19 protein-coding genes and 2 tRNA genes are annotated in these 15,000 nt (G+C 64.3%); 8 read left to right on the forward strand and 13 right to left on the reverse strand.

The features are described from left to right. The 4 genes from AC1RVW_RS06650 to hemP all read left to right on the forward strand — a co-directional run. The coding region (locus tag AC1RVW_RS06650) for an energy transducer TonB (protein ID WP_493198829.1) at positions 1 to 353 on the forward strand (353 nt) is incomplete at its 5' end. A gap of 22 nt (positions 354 to 375) precedes the next feature. Then, positions 376 to 1,089: a MotA/TolQ/ExbB proton channel family protein gene (locus tag AC1RVW_RS06655; protein ID WP_081268679.1), complete on the forward strand. Its 714-nt coding sequence runs from the start codon at positions 376 to 378 to the stop codon at positions 1,087 to 1,089. 5 nt (positions 1,090 to 1,094) lie between these two features. Beyond that, positions 1,095 to 1,508 (forward strand): ExbD/TolR family protein, encoded by a 414-nt coding sequence (locus tag AC1RVW_RS06660; RefSeq protein ID WP_081268678.1) that lies wholly within the window; start codon positions 1,095 to 1,097, stop codon positions 1,506 to 1,508. 94 nt (positions 1,509 to 1,602) lie between these two features. Next, a complete protein-coding gene (gene hemP, locus AC1RVW_RS06665) occupies positions 1,603 to 1,812 on the forward strand; it encodes a hemin uptake protein HemP (protein WP_081268677.1) in 210 nt (69 codons plus the stop codon). Between the two features lie 185 nt (positions 1,813 to 1,997). Here the strand turns inward: hemP and AC1RVW_RS06670 are convergent, their stop codons facing one another. Then, positions 1,998 to 2,405, reverse strand: coding sequence for a GlcG/HbpS family heme-binding protein (locus AC1RVW_RS06670; protein WP_081268676.1), 408 nt, complete (start codon positions 2,403 to 2,405; stop codon positions 1,998 to 2,000). Between the two features lie 177 nt (positions 2,406 to 2,582). Here AC1RVW_RS06670 and AC1RVW_RS06675 point away from each other — a divergent pair, with 177 nt between their 5' ends. Then, complete coding sequence (locus tag AC1RVW_RS06675) at positions 2,583 to 3,284, forward strand: Bax inhibitor-1/YccA family protein (RefSeq protein WP_081268675.1); 702 nt, start codon at positions 2,583 to 2,585, stop codon at positions 3,282 to 3,284. 59 nt (positions 3,285 to 3,343) lie between these two features. Here the strand turns inward: AC1RVW_RS06675 and rlmD are convergent, their stop codons facing one another. Genes rlmD through surE form a run of 5 tightly spaced genes read right to left on the reverse strand, consistent with a single transcriptional unit; the run spans position 3,344 to position 8,314 of the window. Next, positions 3,344 to 4,780: a 23S rRNA (uracil(1939)-C(5))-methyltransferase RlmD gene (rlmD, locus tag AC1RVW_RS06680; RefSeq protein ID WP_285414497.1), complete on the reverse strand. Its 1,437-nt coding sequence runs from the start codon at positions 4,778 to 4,780 to the stop codon at positions 3,344 to 3,346. A 41-nt stretch (positions 4,781 to 4,821) separates the two neighbouring features. Then, a complete protein-coding gene (locus AC1RVW_RS06685) occupies positions 4,822 to 5,847 on the reverse strand; it encodes a sigma-70 family RNA polymerase sigma factor (protein ID WP_493198833.1) in 1,026 nt (341 codons plus the stop codon). A 4-nt stretch (positions 5,848 to 5,851) separates the two neighbouring features. Next, positions 5,852 to 6,769: a peptidoglycan DD-metalloendopeptidase family protein gene (locus AC1RVW_RS06690; RefSeq protein WP_493198835.1), complete on the reverse strand. Its 918-nt coding sequence runs from the start codon at positions 6,767 to 6,769 to the stop codon at positions 5,852 to 5,854. 11 nt (positions 6,770 to 6,780) lie between these two features. Beyond that, positions 6,781 to 7,554, reverse strand: a complete 774-nt coding sequence (locus AC1RVW_RS06695; protein ID WP_106933874.1) for a protein-L-isoaspartate(D-aspartate) O-methyltransferase — start codon at positions 7,552 to 7,554, stop codon at positions 6,781 to 6,783. Between the two features lies 1 nt (position 7,555). Beyond that, positions 7,556 to 8,314 (reverse strand): 5'/3'-nucleotidase SurE, encoded by a 759-nt coding sequence (surE, locus tag AC1RVW_RS06700; RefSeq protein WP_106933873.1) that lies wholly within the window; start codon positions 8,312 to 8,314, stop codon positions 7,556 to 7,558. A 127-nt stretch (positions 8,315 to 8,441) separates the two neighbouring features. On the opposite strand from surE, the gene AC1RVW_RS06705 reads away from it, so the two are divergent. Then, entirely contained in the window at positions 8,442 to 9,428 is a 987-nt protein-coding gene (locus tag AC1RVW_RS06705) for an NADPH:quinone oxidoreductase family protein (RefSeq protein WP_081268669.1), read from the forward strand. A gap of 90 nt (positions 9,429 to 9,518) precedes the next feature. Here the strand turns inward: AC1RVW_RS06705 and AC1RVW_RS06710 are convergent, their stop codons facing one another. The 3 genes from AC1RVW_RS06710 to AC1RVW_RS06720 all read right to left on the reverse strand — a co-directional run bounded on the left by AC1RVW_RS06710 (position 9,519) and on the right by AC1RVW_RS06720 (position 10,929). After that, on the reverse strand, positions 9,519 to 9,863 hold the full coding sequence (locus AC1RVW_RS06710; protein ID WP_081268668.1) for an H-NS histone family protein: 345 nt from the start codon (positions 9,861 to 9,863) through the stop codon (positions 9,519 to 9,521). 272 nt (positions 9,864 to 10,135) lie between these two features. Next, a tRNA-His gene (locus AC1RVW_RS06715) sits at positions 10,136 to 10,211 on the reverse strand. 85 nt (positions 10,212 to 10,296) lie between these two features. Continuing rightward, entirely contained in the window at positions 10,297 to 10,929 is a 633-nt protein-coding gene (locus tag AC1RVW_RS06720) for a YbhB/YbcL family Raf kinase inhibitor-like protein (protein WP_493198839.1), read from the reverse strand. Positions 10,930 to 11,078: 149 nt separating this feature from the next. Here AC1RVW_RS06720 and AC1RVW_RS06725 point away from each other — a divergent pair, with 149 nt between their 5' ends. Then, positions 11,079 to 11,327 carry a GlsB/YeaQ/YmgE family stress response membrane protein gene (locus tag AC1RVW_RS06725; protein WP_081268666.1) on the forward strand — a complete coding sequence of 83 codons (249 nt, stop codon included), beginning with the start codon at positions 11,079 to 11,081 and terminating at the stop codon, positions 11,325 to 11,327. After that, positions 11,327 to 11,671: a hypothetical protein gene (locus AC1RVW_RS06730; RefSeq protein ID WP_106933871.1), complete on the forward strand. Its 345-nt coding sequence runs from the start codon at positions 11,327 to 11,329 to the stop codon at positions 11,669 to 11,671. The genes AC1RVW_RS06725 and AC1RVW_RS06730 overlap by 1 nt, the downstream gene beginning before the upstream one ends. A 27-nt stretch (positions 11,672 to 11,698) precedes the next feature. Here the strand turns inward: AC1RVW_RS06730 and AC1RVW_RS06735 are convergent, their stop codons facing one another. The 4 genes from AC1RVW_RS06735 to AC1RVW_RS06750 all read right to left on the reverse strand — a co-directional run bounded on the left by AC1RVW_RS06735 (position 11,699) and on the right by AC1RVW_RS06750 (position 14,870). After that, on the reverse strand, positions 11,699 to 12,373 hold the full coding sequence (locus tag AC1RVW_RS06735; RefSeq protein ID WP_106933870.1) for a histidine phosphatase family protein: 675 nt from the start codon (positions 12,371 to 12,373) through the stop codon (positions 11,699 to 11,701). Between the two features lie 115 nt (positions 12,374 to 12,488). Next, the gene (locus tag AC1RVW_RS06740; protein WP_106933869.1) at positions 12,489 to 14,414 is read right to left on the reverse strand and encodes a SurA N-terminal domain-containing protein; all 1,926 of its coding nucleotides are present in this window, start codon (positions 14,412 to 14,414) and stop codon (positions 12,489 to 12,491) included. Between the two features lie 77 nt (positions 14,415 to 14,491). Beyond that, positions 14,492 to 14,567: transfer RNA gene (locus tag AC1RVW_RS06745), tRNA-Val, on the reverse strand. 30 nt (positions 14,568 to 14,597) lie between these two features. Beyond that, positions 14,598 to 14,870 carry an HU family DNA-binding protein gene (locus tag AC1RVW_RS06750; protein WP_007830705.1) on the reverse strand — a complete coding sequence of 91 codons (273 nt, stop codon included), beginning with the start codon at positions 14,868 to 14,870 and terminating at the stop codon, positions 14,598 to 14,600. Positions 14,871 to 15,000 lie beyond the last annotated feature (130 nt).

Consider the following 15,000-nt stretch of genomic DNA (forward strand, 5'->3'; position numbering starts at 1 on the left):
CTGCTCCGCCGGCACCGCCCGCGCCCCCAGCGCCGCCCGCACCGCCACCTGCTCCGCCGGCACCGCCCGCCGTGCAGTTGCCGTCGAGCAACGCCGACTATCTGCAAAACCCCAAGGCCACCTACCCGGCCATGAGCAAACGGCTCGGCGAACAGGGCAAGGTCATCGTGCGGGTGCTCGTCGGCGTCGACGGACTGCCCAAGAGCGCCGAGGTCAAGAAATCCAGCGGCTTCGACCGTCTCGACGAAGCCGCCGTGGAATACATCCTGAAATGCCGGTTCGTTCCCGGCAAGGTCAATGGAGTGGTGCAGGCCATGTCCTATGACGCCCCCGTCAACTACGTTCTGAACTAATTTTTCTCTGGAGCAACTTCGTATGGATTCCCAATTTGGCTTGATGAACGTCTGGAACCAAGGCGATTTCGTCACCAAGGCCGTGGCTGTGCTGTTGATCGGCATGTCGCTTGCGTCATGGATCGTGATCATCATCAAGGCACTCGACGTCATCCGCTACAAGCGCCTTGCCAAGCACTCGCAGGACTTCTGGCACAGCGAGGACTTCGCGACCGCGCTGAACAAGCTCGGCAAGGACGACAGCAACCCGTTCCGCGCGTTGGCCCTCGAAGGCCGCGAAGCCGCGGCGCACCACCGCAACACCAAGGCCCATCTGCATGACGCGCTGGACGTGAGCGACTGGATCACGCGCTCCCTGCGCAACGGCATTGACGCATTCACCGCTCGCCTGCAGACCGGCCTGGCGATCCTGGCGTCTGTCGGCTCGACCGCGCCGTTCATCGGCCTGTTCGGCACGGTCTGGGGCATCTACCACGCGCTGATGAGCATCGGCTCGGCCGGCCAGGCGACCATCGACAAGGTCGCGGGTCCGATCGGTGAGGCACTGATCATGACGGCGCTGGGCCTGGCGGTGGCCATTCCCGCGGTGCTCGGCTACAACGCGCTGGTGCGCGGCAACAAGTTCGTGCTGACCAAGCTGAACGCCTTCGCCCACGACCTGCACGCCTACTTCGTGACCGGCGCCCGCGTCCAGAGCGGCACCGAAGCGATCGTGGTTCCGCTCAAGAAGGGCTGAGCATCATGGCTTTCGGAACCCAAGACGAGCCCGATGAGGTGATGAACGAGATCAACATGACGCCGCTGGTGGACGTCATGCTGGTGCTCCTGATCATCTTCATCATTACCGTGCCGGTGATGAAGCACGCGGTCAACATCGACCTGCCGCGCGCCACCAGCGAGCCGGAACAGCCCAAGCCGCAGAACATCCTGTTCAGCATCACGGCCAATGGCGAGTACTACTGGAACGAGCAGAAGATCGACGACAGCGAGTTGCCAGGCCGCCTGGCCGCCGAAGCCGCCAAGGACCCTCAGCCCGAACTGCACATCCGTGGCGACAAGGCCGTGCGCTACGAGCGCGTGGCCAAGGCCATGTCCGAGGCCCGCGAAGCCGGCGTGCGCAAGATCGGCTTCATCACGGAGCCCGATACGAAGTGAGCTGAATCGCGATCGAAAAAAAGTTGATCGCGGCTATTGATTTTTTATTGCGAATCATTATCATTCAGTCATCGCTTCGATAAGGGAACTTCAAATGCCAGCCACCCCCAACGCCTTTTCTGTTCTGAACCATCCTTCGCTCGACCAGTCGGGTGGCGGCCATTCGATCCAGGCAACGCGTCCGGTCCCGATGGTCGAAAGCACGGAGCTTCTTAAAGGAAGCAAGACGGTGGGCATCATGCACAACGGTTCCCTCTATCGGCTTCAAGCCACCAAACTCGGCAAGCTGATCCTGACCAAGTAAGGTCGTTCAGCCCGCCCCTCGCGCAAGTTTCATCGTGGGGCGACTCAAGGAGATTCATCTCCGAAGGGTCGTTTTTTGCTAGCCAACGGTTCGCCGACTAGCCAAGCTTTTTTTCCGCTGAAGCCTTCAAAAAGAAAACGCCGACCTTGAAGTCGGCGTTTTGCTTTATGCGATTCCTAAAAGAATCAGAGGCCGAGCGCCGCGATGCCCGCCTTGGCGATCTGCGCGTCTTCATTCGACTTCACGCCGCTCACGCCGACTGCGCCGATCACGTGTCCGTCCTTCACGATCGGCACGCCGCCTTCGAGCAGGCCCTGCACTTCAGGCGCGGTCAGGAACGCGGTACGGCCGCCGTTGATGATGTCTTCATAGACCTTGCTCTCGCGGCGGCCCATGGCAGCCGTATGGGCCTTGGCGGGGGCGATGTGCGACGACAAAGCAGCGGCACCGTCCAGGCGCTGCAGCCAGAGCAGGTTGCCGGCGTCGTCCGAAATGGCGATGGTGACAGCCCAGTTGTTCTTGAGGGCCTCGGCTTCTGCCGCTGCGGCGATGGTCTTGACGTCGGCGAGTTCGAGGAATGACTTGGTCTTCATGGTTTGGCTCAGGTTGCGTAAAAACCCCACAGCATAACGGCCACGCAGCCAGCAGTGCCTTCGGGCAGGTGCCAAGCTTGGGAACATCCTGCATACGGTCTTTATCGAAACCTGCTCTTGCAGCCCCCTAGAATGCGCCCCAACTGCGTCTTAGCAGCAACCACAGGAGCTCCGGCCATGAACGACCGCGTTACCACCCTCGACACCTCCACAGGCTACGGCCAGCCGCTGGCCCAGGCAGAACGCCAGCGCGTGCTGCGCAACACCTACTGGCTGCTCGCGCTCAGCCTGCTGCCCACCGTGCTGGGCGCCTGGGTCGGCGTCAGCACCGGCATCACACGCTCGCTCACGGGCGGCCTCGGCCTCATCGTGTTCCTCGGCGGCGCGTTCGGTTTCATGTTCGCCATCGAGAAGACCAAGAACTCCGCAGCCGGCGTGCCGGTGCTGCTGGGCTTCACCTTCTTCATGGGCCTGATGCTGTCGCGCCTGATCGCGATGGTGCTGGGCTTCAAGAACGGCTCGGAACTCATCATGACGGCCTTCGGCGGTACCGCCGGCGTGTTCTTCGTGATGGCCTCGCTGGCCACGGTCATCAAGCGCGACCTGTCGGGCATGGGCAAGTTCCTGTTCGTCGGCGCGATGGTGCTGATGTTCGGCGCCATCATCAACGTGTTCGTGGGCTCGAGCACCGGCATGCTGGTCATCTCGGTGGCCGCCATCGGCATCTTCTCGGCCTACATGCTCTATGACCTGAAGCAGATCATGGACGGCGGCGAAACCAACTACATCACTGCCACGCTCGCGCTTTACCTGGACCTGTTCAACGTGTTCCAGAGCCTGCTGGCCCTGCTGGGCATCTTCGGTGGCGAACGCGACTGAGCTATAGGCCCCCAGAGGGCCGCCCGCCAGGAAGAAGGGCCCCGCGAGGGGCCCTTTTTTCATTCCAGGTCGAACACCGCGATCGACTCGACGTGCGCCGTGTGCGGGAACATGTTGACCACCCCCGCAAAGGTGCAGCGGTAACCCGCCTGGTGCACCAGCAGGCCGGCATCGCGCGCCAGTGTCGACGGATTGCAGCTCACATACACGATGCGCTTCGGCGGCGTCCAGCCGTCGGTGCGCAGTTCGGGCTGCTGATGCAGGTCGGCCATGGCCTTGGCCAGCGCAAACGCACCTTCGCGCGGCGGGTCGACCAGCCATTTGTCGGCGCTGCCGTCTGCAACCAGCATGGCCGGCGTCATTTCGAACAGGTTGCGCGCGACAAACTTTGCGGGTGACAGCGCACGACGGGCGGAGGTCGCGGGCTGGTTGGTCCGGTAGTTGTCGGTGGCGCGCGCCACCAGCGTGTCGCTGCCCTCGATGCCCAGCACCTCGCGCGCCTTGCTCGCCAGCGGCAGCGTGAAGTTTCCGAGGCCGCAGAACCAGTCGATCACGCGCTCGTCGGGCTGCACGTCGAGCAGGCGCAGCGCCTTGCCCACCAGCGCTCGGTTGATGTGCGGATTGACCTGCGTGAAATCGGTCGGCTTGAAAGGCATCGTGACGCCGAATTCGGGCAGCCGGTAGGCCAGCGGCGTGCCGCCCTCCTCGAGCAGCTTGACCGTGTCAGGCCCCTTGGCCTGCAGCCACCATTGCACGCCTTCGTTCTGCGCTGCAAAGGCCTTCAGGCGGTCGATGTCGGCACGCGACAGCGGCTCCAGGTGCCGCAGCACCAGCGCGATGGTTCCGAGCCTGGTCGAGTCCGGTGCGTCGCCGCAGGCGAGTTCGATCTGCGGGCAGGTATCTCGCGCGTCGAGCGAGCCAATCAGCGCGCGCAGCGGCATCAGCATTTCGCTGACCTGCTTCGGCAGCACCGGGCACACCTGCATGTCGGCCAGGTAGCGGCTCTTGCGCTCGTGAAAGCCGATCAGCACCGTGCCCTTCTTCACCACGTGCCGCACCGATAGCCGCGCGCGGTAGCGGTAGTGCCACGCCGGGCCTTCGAGCGGCCGCAGCAGGTTCTCGGGCTTGACCTTGCCGAGGTGCCACAGGTTGTCTTCCAGCGCACGCTGCTTCACGGCCACCTGGGCGGCCGGGTCCAGGTGCTGCATCTTGCAGCCGCCGCAGGCGCCGGTGTGCAGACCGAAATGCGGGCAGCCCGGGCGCACGCGCTGTGATGATTCACGGCGGATGGCCGTGACCGTGCCCTGCTCCCAGTTGTTCTTCCGGCGATGGACGTTGAACTGCACCTCCTCGAAGGGCAATGCGCCTTCGATGAACACGACCATGCCGTCGGCCTTGTGCGATACGCCCTGTGCGTCGAGGTCGAGCGACTCGACCTGCAGCCATTCTTCACCGGGATTCGTGGGGACTTTCTTTTCTTCGATGGATTCCGTCATCCCCCGATTGTCTCAGCGCGGGCGAAGCACCCTGAAAGCACCTAGAACAGCGCGTCCCGACCGACCCCGGAGCGCGCCAGCTGGCGGCGCATCTTGGCCAGCGCCTCGTTCTGGATCTGCCTGACGCGCTCGCGCGTGAGACCCAGCCGGACGCTCAGCACCTCGAGGGTTTCGGGCTCGCGATCGTGCAGGCCATAGCGGCCCTCCAGCACCTCCCGCTCGCGCGCGTCGAGCGCATGCACCCACTGATCGAGCAGGCGCTCGACTTCGTGCGCGTGCGTGGTGCTGCTGGGGCTGCCTTGTTCGTCGTCGGAGGCCACGGTGTCGGCCAGCGTGAAGCCGTCGTCGCCGCGCGCATCGCCCGCGTCGAGCGAGCGCGGCGCCTCCGCCAGAGCCAACAGGTCAGCCACCGCCTGGACGTCACGTCCGAGCAGCGCGGCGATGTCTTCCACGCGCACGCCGTCGGGTCGGCGAGCGAGGAACTCGGCGTCGCCTTCGAGCGTGCGCCGGGCACGCAGAACCTGCTGGAGTTCGCGCACCACATGCACCGGCAAGCGGATCGCCCGTGCCTGTGTCATGACGGCGCGCTCGACCGATTGGCGGATCCACCAGGTCGCGTAAGTGGAGAAGCGAAAGCCGCGTTCGGGCTCGAACTTGCTGATGGCATGCATCAGCCCCAGGTTGCCTTCTTCGATCAGGTCGGACATTGGCACGCCACGCCCGAGATAGCCCTTGGCGATGCTCACGACGAGCCGCAGGTTGTGCTCGATCATCGACTGCCTCGCGGCAAAGTCGCCGGCCCGCGCGGCGCATGCGGCCTGGTACTCCTCGGCGGGAGTGAAGAGTTCGGTGCGGCGAACCTGGCGCAGGTAGATGGTGAGGGCGTCGGCGCCCTCACCGCCTATCAAATCGGCCGTCGCACCATCGGGCTGTGCGGCCGCGCCCTGCATCGAGCGCGGGTCTTGCTCGGGTGGCTCGCCGGCAGGGTCCGCGGAAGGCGGAAACGCGCTGCCCTTGCCCGCCGACCCGCGCACAGGCGGCGTGCGGCGGGGGCGGGAGGCAGCCATGGCATCACCGGCTGGGCAGGTAACGCGAGGGATCGACGGGCTTGCCCTGGCGGCGGATCTCGAAGTGCAGCTTGACGCGATCGGAATCGCTGCTGCCCATTTCGGCGATCTTCTGGCCCTTCTGAACCGACTGGTCTTCCTTCACGAGCAGCGCCTGGTTGTGCGCATACGCGGTCAGGTAGGTGTTGTTGTGCTTCAGGATGATCAGGTTGCCGTAGCCGCGAAGACCGGCGCCGGCGTAGACCACGCGGCCATCGGCGGCGGCCAGCACCGGGTCGCCTGCCTTGCCGCTGATGTCGTAACCCTTGTTCTTGGCTTCGTCGAAGCCTGCGATCAGCGAACCGCTCGCGGGCCAGATCCAGCCGAGGTCTTCGTCACCCGACGCGCCGCTGCCCGGACCTGCCGGAGATGCAGTGACGGGAGCCGGCGGCTTGCTTGCGCCGGTGGGAGGCGTTACCGGCGCGATGACGGGAGGCGGCGTCACGGGCTTGGTGACCGCGCCCTCAGAACCGCTGGTTGCTGAAGACGAAGGCGCCGCAGCGACGGAAGTACCCGAGCCGGTCGGGGGAATTACACGCAGCACCTGGCCGACTTCGATGAGGTCGGGGTTGTCGATGTTGTTCCAGCGCACGATGTCTTGCCAGCGCTGCCCTGTCTCGATGCCGATGCGGCGAATCGTGTCGCCCGGACGCACTGCGTAGTACCCGGGCTTGCCGTAGTTTTCAATGCCGGCAAGCGGCTTGCCGTTCGCGTCGGTGGTGATCGGCGGGCCGCCAGGAACCGTGCCGGGGGCCGGGGCGCGAGTCATGGTGCCGCGGTCTTCGACCGGCGCCGGCCCACGCGGCGTGGAACAGCCCGCGATCACGAGCACAAAAGCCAACGTGATGCCAGCGAACCAACTCCGATTGCCAATACCCTGCATTTGTTATTCCTTCAAGCAATCCCCGATTTTAGGGGGACAAAGTGGACCGCCTCAAGAATGAGCCGCTCCAACCCCCGCGGGGTCTTGTCAATGACGACAAGTGCTTGACCGCCGTTCGCGGAATGGGTCGGCGCCACGATGCGGCCGCCTACCGCGAGTTGCGTGATCCAGGCTTCGGGTACGGCCTCGCCACCCGCCGCGGCAATGATGCCGGCATACGGCGCGCCCTTGGCATAGCCGATCATTCCGTCGCCCAGCATGAGGTGCACCGTGGCCAGGCGGAAGTGCCGCAGATTCGTGCGTGCGCGCTCGTGCAGCCCGCGCAGGCGCTCGATGCTGTAGACCTCGGCGGCCACATGATCGAGCACCGCAGCCTGATAGCCGCAACCGGTGCCGATCTCCAGCACGCGGCCCAGCTTGTCTTGCGGCTTGCCGACCAGCGCCGGGGCGCCGAGCAGCAGTTCGATCATGCGGGCCACCACGCTGGGCTTGGAGATGGTCTGTCCCAGCCCGATGGGCAGGCTCGTGTCTTCGTAGGCCTGGTTGACCAACGCGCTGTCGACGAAGCGATGCCGCTCCACGGCACCCATCGCGCGGAGCACGCGCGGATCGGAGATGCCCTGCGCCGCAAGCTTCTGCACCATGCGTGCGCGCACCGCGTCCGAAGCCATGGAGGGAGTGGACGGCACCATGGGCTTGACCGGCGCGGCGGGCATGCGCCCGCGCGTGGCGGCAGAAGCTGTGGGTGTCAGTCGAACGGGGAAACTGGGCCGCTGCGTGGCCATGTCAGTTGCCGAGACGGGCCACCGTCTCGCGCCATTGGCCGAGGTTGGCGTGGTCGGTCAGGTCGATCTGCAAGGGCGTCAGCGCGATGTGGCCCGCGGCGGTGGCGTGGAAGTCGGTGCCCTCGCCGCTGTCCTTTGCGCCACCCGCGCCGGCGATCCAGTACATGGTTTCGCCACGCGGGCTGTCCTGCGTGATCACTTTCTCGGCCGCGTGCCGGCGGCCAAGGCGGCAGACCTTGACCGGCTTGAGCTGGTCGAACGGCAGGTTCGGTACGTTCACGTTGAGCAGGAACGGCGCGCCGCCGAGCATGCGCTCGCGCTCGATCTGCTGCACCAGCCGGCGCGCCACCTGGCCGGCCGCATCGACGTGGGCCCAGCCTTTCTCGATCTGCGAGAAGGCGATGGCCGGGATACCGAAAAGATAGGCCTCCATCGCCGCGCCGACAGTGCCCGAATAGATGGTGTCGTCGCCCATGTTGGCACCGTTGTTGATGCCGGAGACCACCAGATCGGGCCGGTAGTCGAGCAAGCCCTTAAGCGCGATGTGCACGCAATCGGCCGGCGTGCCGGTCACGTAGCGAAAGCCGTTGTGCGCCTCGCGCACGTAGAGCGGCGCTGCGAGCGTGAGCGCGTTCGACTTGGCGCTGTTGTTGTGTTCGGGGGCCACCACCTCGACGTCGGCGATGTCCTTCAGCGCGTCGTGCAAAGCGACGATGCCCGGCGCCTGAAAGCCATCGTCGTTGGAAATAAGTATCTTCATGGTGTCCTGGATGCGCCAGATTGTAGGCGCCGGGTGCGTCGCAGCAGGGACAAGGCCGCCTTGCCGCGACCCCTATCATCGCCCGCATTCATTGCCCTCACCCGACTCACACGAAGGAGACCCGAGCATGCACGCATGGCTTTGCGAAAACCCCACCGGCGTCGATGCGCTGACCTGGAAGGAACTGCCGACACCGACCCCGGGCCCCGGCCAGGTGCTGATCGAGATCAAGGCGGCCAGCCTTAATTTCCCCGATCTGCTGATCGTGCAGAACAAATACCAGATGAAGCCGCCGCTTCCCTTCGTGCCGGGGTCCGAGTACGCAGGCGTCGTGCAGGCGGTCGGCGAAGGCGTCACCCACCTCAAGGTCGGCCAGAACGTGGCCTGCCTGTCGGGCACCGGTGGATTCGGCACCCACACGCTGGCACCCGCCGCGCTGTGCATGCCGCTGCCGGAAGGCTTCGGATACGTCGACGCGGCCGCTTTCATCATGATCTATGCAACCTCGTGGCATGCGCTGATGGACCGCGCCCAGCTCAAGGCCGGCGAAACCGTGCTGGTGCTCGGCGCCGCCGGCGGCGTGGGCACGGCGGCCATCCAGATTGCCAAGGCCGCGGGCGCCAAGGTCATTGCAGCTGCATCGAGCGACGAGAAATGTGAACTCTGCCGCTCCATTGGTGCCGACGCGACGATCAACTACACCACGCACGCACTGCCCAACGGTTTTCGCGATGCCATCAAGGCCGCGACCGACGGCAAAGGCCCGGATGTCATTTATGACCCGGTCGGCGGTGATTTTGCGGAGCCGGCGTTTCGCTCGATCGGATGGCGGGGCCGCTATTTGGTGGTGGGTTTTGCGTCCGGCCCCATTCCGTCGCTGCCATTGAATCTGACGCTCTTGAAAGGCGCCTCGCTGGTCGGCGTGTTCTGGGGCGATTTCGCCAAGCGCGAACCCAAGGCCAATGCACAGATGATGGCCGAATTGGCTCAGTGGTACGGCCAGGGAAAGATCAAGCCGGTGATCGACAGCACGATGCCGATGGCGGAATTGAAGGCCGCCTATGCCCACATGGGTTCGCGCGGCGTCAAAGGCAAACTCGTGATGGTCAACTGAACGGACTGCAGCGCGTCATCGCCCAATAAAAAAGCCCGCGGATGCGGGCTTTTTTATTGGGCAGTTGCCTGCCACCGAAAGCGCAGGCACTTACTTGATCTCGTAATCGGAGAGCGACTTGCCGGCTGCCAATGCTTCAGTCACCCAACGCGGCTTGCGGCCCCGGCCACCCGACCAGGTTTCGCCCGTCGGACCGCGGTATTTGGCGGCTGCCTTTGCCGGAGCGGCGCCAGTGCTGCGCTTGGCCGCGGTAGCGCGGCCCGTCAGTTTCAGATCAGAAGCCGTCAACCCATATTCGGCAATCTTCTTGCGCAACTCTTCGATCACGCCAGCGCGCTCCTGGTTGCGCAGGTCTTCAGCCTGCTTGCGCAATTGCGCAATCTGCTCGTCGTGCTTCTTGATCTGGGAATTGATATCTGCGAGGGTCGAAGCCATTGTTGGACTCCTGAAATTGAAAACGAGCGGATTTTAATTCAATTTACATTTGTCACGCACGTGCCTCGGGATCAAAAAACCTTCAGTTCATTGCTTTAATGCAACAACTCGCAACGTAAAGTTGCGCCAACCATGGACGGGATATGCGAATCAGCGGAGGAAAATGAGAGATGGCGCGCCGCAGAAAGCGGTGCCGGAAATGACAACGCCGGAGCAAGTCCGGCGGTGTGATCCTTTGATTGCTATTGAGCAATAGCGCAAAGGAGATATTTTGGGGTGGCTGATGGGACTCGAACCCACGACGACCAGAATCACAATCTGGGACTCTACCAGCTGAGCTACAGCCACCGCAGAGCCTCAGATTGTAGCGTTAAAAATCGTTGTTTTGAAGATCGACTTCAACTCGATTGCTCGAAAGTCGCATTCGTGCATCTCAACCCGCCGCCAGCGGACCTGTGGCGGGCGCGCTTTCCTCGATCTTGATGGAGCCGTCGGGCCGCTCGCACGTGCCGATCAGCAGGCCGCTGGCGATGGCGCTCGCGCGCAAGGCTTCGAAGACCTCTTCCCGGCCGGGCGTATCGGAGAACTCGGGCGACTCGCTCAACGCGAACACCTGGAATGCATAGCGATGCTCTCCATGCCCCGGAGGCGGATCGGGCGGCAGCCACATCGCCTGCAATGCCGAATTGCGTCCGACATGCAGGCCGGCGCCATCGTTGTCCGGGCTCGGTATGGCAGCTTCGGCAAGAGAGCCGCTCTCGGGCGGCAACCCCACGACGATGGCATGCACGAGCGGGTTGGGCGTCGGCGAATCGGCGTCCTCCACGATCAGCAACAGCGCAGCCGTGCCCGAGGGCAGATCCGTCCATTGCAGGGGCGGCGACACGCCCTCCCCGTCGGCGGTGTAGCGCGCGGGTATGGGCGCATGGTCAACGAACGCCATGCTCGTGACGGCGATGGTGGCCATGCCTTCCCGCATGCCGAGCGCATTGAAAACGATGTTGTCCAGCCCCGCGCGAACGCCCTGCAGCGCGTGACCAATGACATCAGGCAATTTTTCCAGCATGCGACGGGTATACCGCCGCGCTGCGTCGCCTCCTGTAGGACGCCGCGCGCCCTCGGTGTCGCGGCGGTCCACATCGCTCCGCTATCATGAAAGAGGGCCGCGCGTACCGCCCGGCTTTCGCCAGTGCCACTCACCTCCAAAGGAATTTCATGAGCATCGTCTGGACTATTCTGATCGGGTTCGTCGTGGGTCTAGTGGCGCGCGCCGTCAAGCCCGGGGACGATTCCGCTGGCTTCATCATCACCACGATCATCGGCGTTGCCGGTTCACTGATCGCAACCTACGTGGGCCAGGCGATGGGCTGGTACATCGCCGGACAGGGCGCCGGCTTCATCGCTTCGGTGCTGGGCGCAATCGTGCTGCTGATTCTTTACGGCCTGATCAAGCGCAAGAGCTGATGCCGCCGCGGGCACCCCGCAAACCACGCGCAAAGCACCACGTCTATGTGGTCGAACTCGACGACCGCGTCTGGAACAACAGCCGCTTTCGTCGTGCCAACCCCGACTACCAACTCGGCAAGCCGTTCGTCTATGTGGGCATGACGGGGCTGGACCCCGACATCCGCTTCGACAAGCACAAGGCCGGCATCCAGGCCAACAGCTTCGTCGAGGAATTCGGCCTGCGCCTGCTGCCCGCGCTCTACGAGCGCTACAACCCGATGCCGTACGAAGACGCCCGTTCGATGGAAGTCGAGCTCGGCATCATGCTGCGCAAGGCCGGCTACGGCGTATGGCAGGCCTGAGCCAGCCCGCGAACCACGACCAGGCACTCAGGCGTAGGTCACCCAGTCTTCGTAAGCCGGGCCGTCCAGATGCGGCAGCGTGTTGTAGGTGACCAGCATGTGCCGCTTCGGGGTGAACGCGAATTCCGTGACCGAAGTGTTGCGGATGCGCAGGTTGAGTTCGATCGTGGTTTCGGCGCTCGTCCCCAGCACATGGCCGACGGCGGTGCTGATCGGGCCGCCGCTGGACACCACCAGCACTCGCGCGCCGTGATGCTTGTCGCGCACGTGGTCGAGCGCTGTGGTCACGCCCGCCAGGAAGTCGACATAGCTGGGCATGCCTGCAGGCTTGGTCTTGCCCTGCATCCAGGCACCCAATCCTTCGCGCAGCAAGCGGAAGTGATGACGGTACATCTCGGGTGAATCGGGCTTCTCCAGCTTGCCTTCATGGATCGTGGCAATGACGGCCTCGCTGTCGTACTCGTTGAGCCCAGGCCACGGCAGCACGTCGTCGCGCGAAAGGCCCAGCCCCTTGGCGATGCCTTCCCAGGTCTGGCGATGGCGCCTGAGCGTGCCGGTGATCACCGCATCGAAAGCCATGCCGCGCTCGCGCCAGTACTCGCCGAGCCGAACGGACTGCCGGTGCCCGAGTTCGCTCAGGTTGTCATAGTCGGCGGCACCAAAACTGGCTTGACCGTGGCGCACGAGATAGAGGGTTCCCATGTGCGGGATTCTGGCAAGAAGCGTGTTCGCCGCTTGTCCCTCGTGCGACCAAAACGAAAAAGCCCGAGCCATTGGCTCGGGCCGTGTCTTGCGTCGAAAAGACTCTTGCTGCGGGTCAGCGACCGGCTGCTGCTGCTGCGCCAGGCAGCGGGTCCGCCGGCTTGGGCACCAGGATCTGGGCCTTGTACCGGTCCTTCAGCATGTCGTAGTACGCGGCGTCTTCGGCGGCGGCCACCGACTGGCCGACCTGCGCCTGCTCCTGCTTCGCGAGTTCGGCCGGCGGCGGCGTGCGCGGGACGACCTTGGTCACGCGAACCACGGCATAGCCTTGCGCGCCCAGGTCCACGCCAACCAGCGCCGGCAGCTTGGCGGCGTCGGCACGCAGCGCGGCGTCGATCACCGGCAGCGGCTGCGATGCCGCATCGCGGCGCGACACGGTCATGGGCGCGCCGAAGGTCGCACCGTCGGCCTTGGCCGTCCATGCGGCGAGCTTTGCTTCACCCTCGGCCTTGGCCAGCACCGCAGCACGCTCGTTGACGATCTGAGCACGGATCTTGTCCTTGACCTCGGCCAGCGGCACAGGATGCGCCGGCGTGTACGTCGTCACGCGGCCCGATGCGAGCTGGCTCGAGCCGACTTCGATCGCCTCGGTGTTCTGCTTGCGCTGCAGCGAATCAGGAGCGAACAACGCGTTCAGGAAGTTGCGGCTGGCCAGCGGGCCTTTGGCACCCGGCACGGGCGTGCGCGCCACGTTGTTGGCGGTCTGGATCGTGAGCTTCAGCTTCTCGGCCGCGGGCTTGAGGCTGTCGGGCGTCTGGTACACGGCGTCGGTGAAGACCTCGGCCGCCTTCGCGAATTCCTGCGTGGCCTGCTGCGAGCGCACCTCGTTCTCGATGGTCGCACGCACCTGTTCGAAAGGCGGCACCACTGCGGGCTTGATGTCGGTCAGGTGAATGATGTGATAGCCGAACTCGGTTTCGATCACGTTGCTGATCTCGCCCTTCTTGAGCGAGAACATCGCGTCTTCGAAAGGCTTGACCATCGCGCCCTTGGTGACGAAGTCGAGGTCGCCGCCCTTCTCTGCCGAGCCCGGGTCTTGCGAGTTCTTGCGCGCCACGTCGGCGAAGGTGTTCGGCGCCTTCTTCACCTCGGCCAGCAGTTCTTCCGCCTTGGCCTTGGCCTTTGCGCGATCGGCTGCGGGCATGCTAGACGGCGCGGTGATCAGGATGTGGCTCGCGCGGCGTTCTTCCTTCGTGCCGAAACGCCCGGAGTTCTGGTCGTAGTAGGACTTGAGATCGGCCTCGCTGACGTTGATGTTCTTCTTGGCGGCGTCGAGGTCGAGCACAAGGTACTCGATGTTGGCCTGCTCCGGTGCCTGGAACTGCGCCGAGTGGTCCTTGTAGTAGGTCTCGATGTCGGCATCGCTCACCGTCACCTTCGAGGCGAATGCCTCGGGGCCGAAGCGCGCGACCTGGATTTCGCGGCTGTCGTAGAAGGCGTTGATCGTGGTGGCGGCCAGTGCCGGCGGCGTGAAGGCCGTGCCCGAAATGCCCAGCATGACCTGTTGCGTTGCCATGTCGGCACGCACGGAAGCTTCGTACTGTTCGGGCGTGCGGCCCGTCACGCGCTGGAAGGTATCGCGGTCGAACTTGCCGTCGGGCGTGCGGAACGAGGCCAGGCCAGGGTCTTGCGCGAAGATGCGCGAGAGGCGGTCTTCCGACACCGTCATGTTGGCCTTGGAAGCAGCTGCCGCCAGCACGCGGTCGCGCACCATGCGCTCCAGGGTGGCGTAGCGCAGCGCATCGGACTCGAGCAGCGTCGGGTCGACGTTGGGAGACTGCTGGCGGATGCGGTCCGTTTCGACGCGGTGCTGCTGGTCCCACTCGGGGCGAGTGATGTCATGACCTTCGATGCGCGCAACCTTCTCGTCCCCGCCGAACCCCTGGTAGCGTTCGACCCCGAAGAACACGAACGAGGGAATGATCAGCAAGAACAAGAAAATCATCACGATCTTGGTGTGCTTGCGGAAGGCTTCAAACATGCTTGAACACTCTTTTTCGACGGCTGTCGGACGGCAATAAAAAAGGCGAACTTGCGGTTCGCCTTTGCATCTGGTGGTGGTGGGTGCTGAGGGGCTCGAACCCCCGACCTACGCCTTGTAAGGGCGCCGCTCTACCAACTGAGCTAAGCACCCCACCGGAATTTGTTCTCCGAGTCTAACGCCTTAGTTCAGCGCGTCTTTCAGCGCCTTGCCTGGACGGAACTTCGGGATCTTGGCGGCCTTGATTTTAATCGCGTCGCCGGTGCGGGGATTTCGTCCCGTGCGGGCAGCGCGTTTGCCGACTGCGAAAGTGCCGAAACCGACGAGCGAAACAGAGCCGCCCTTCTTGAGCGTGGTACGAATGGCGCCGATCGTGGATTCGAGCGCGCGGGTCGCTGCGGCTTTGGAGATGTCGGCGTTCTTTGCGATGTGCTCAATCAGTTCGGTCTTGTTCACAAGGGCCCCTTGTAGAAAAAAAGTTGGTCGGCTTTCGTCAGCTGCGACCTGGCCGCGATGTGTGCGACTCAAGAACCTGGCAGGCCTGACGCCTCGGCAGCGCACTGCCAGCGAGGATTACAACCACTGG

The sequence above is a fragment of the Variovorax sp. MPBD4-3 genome (genome assembly GCF_058809745.1).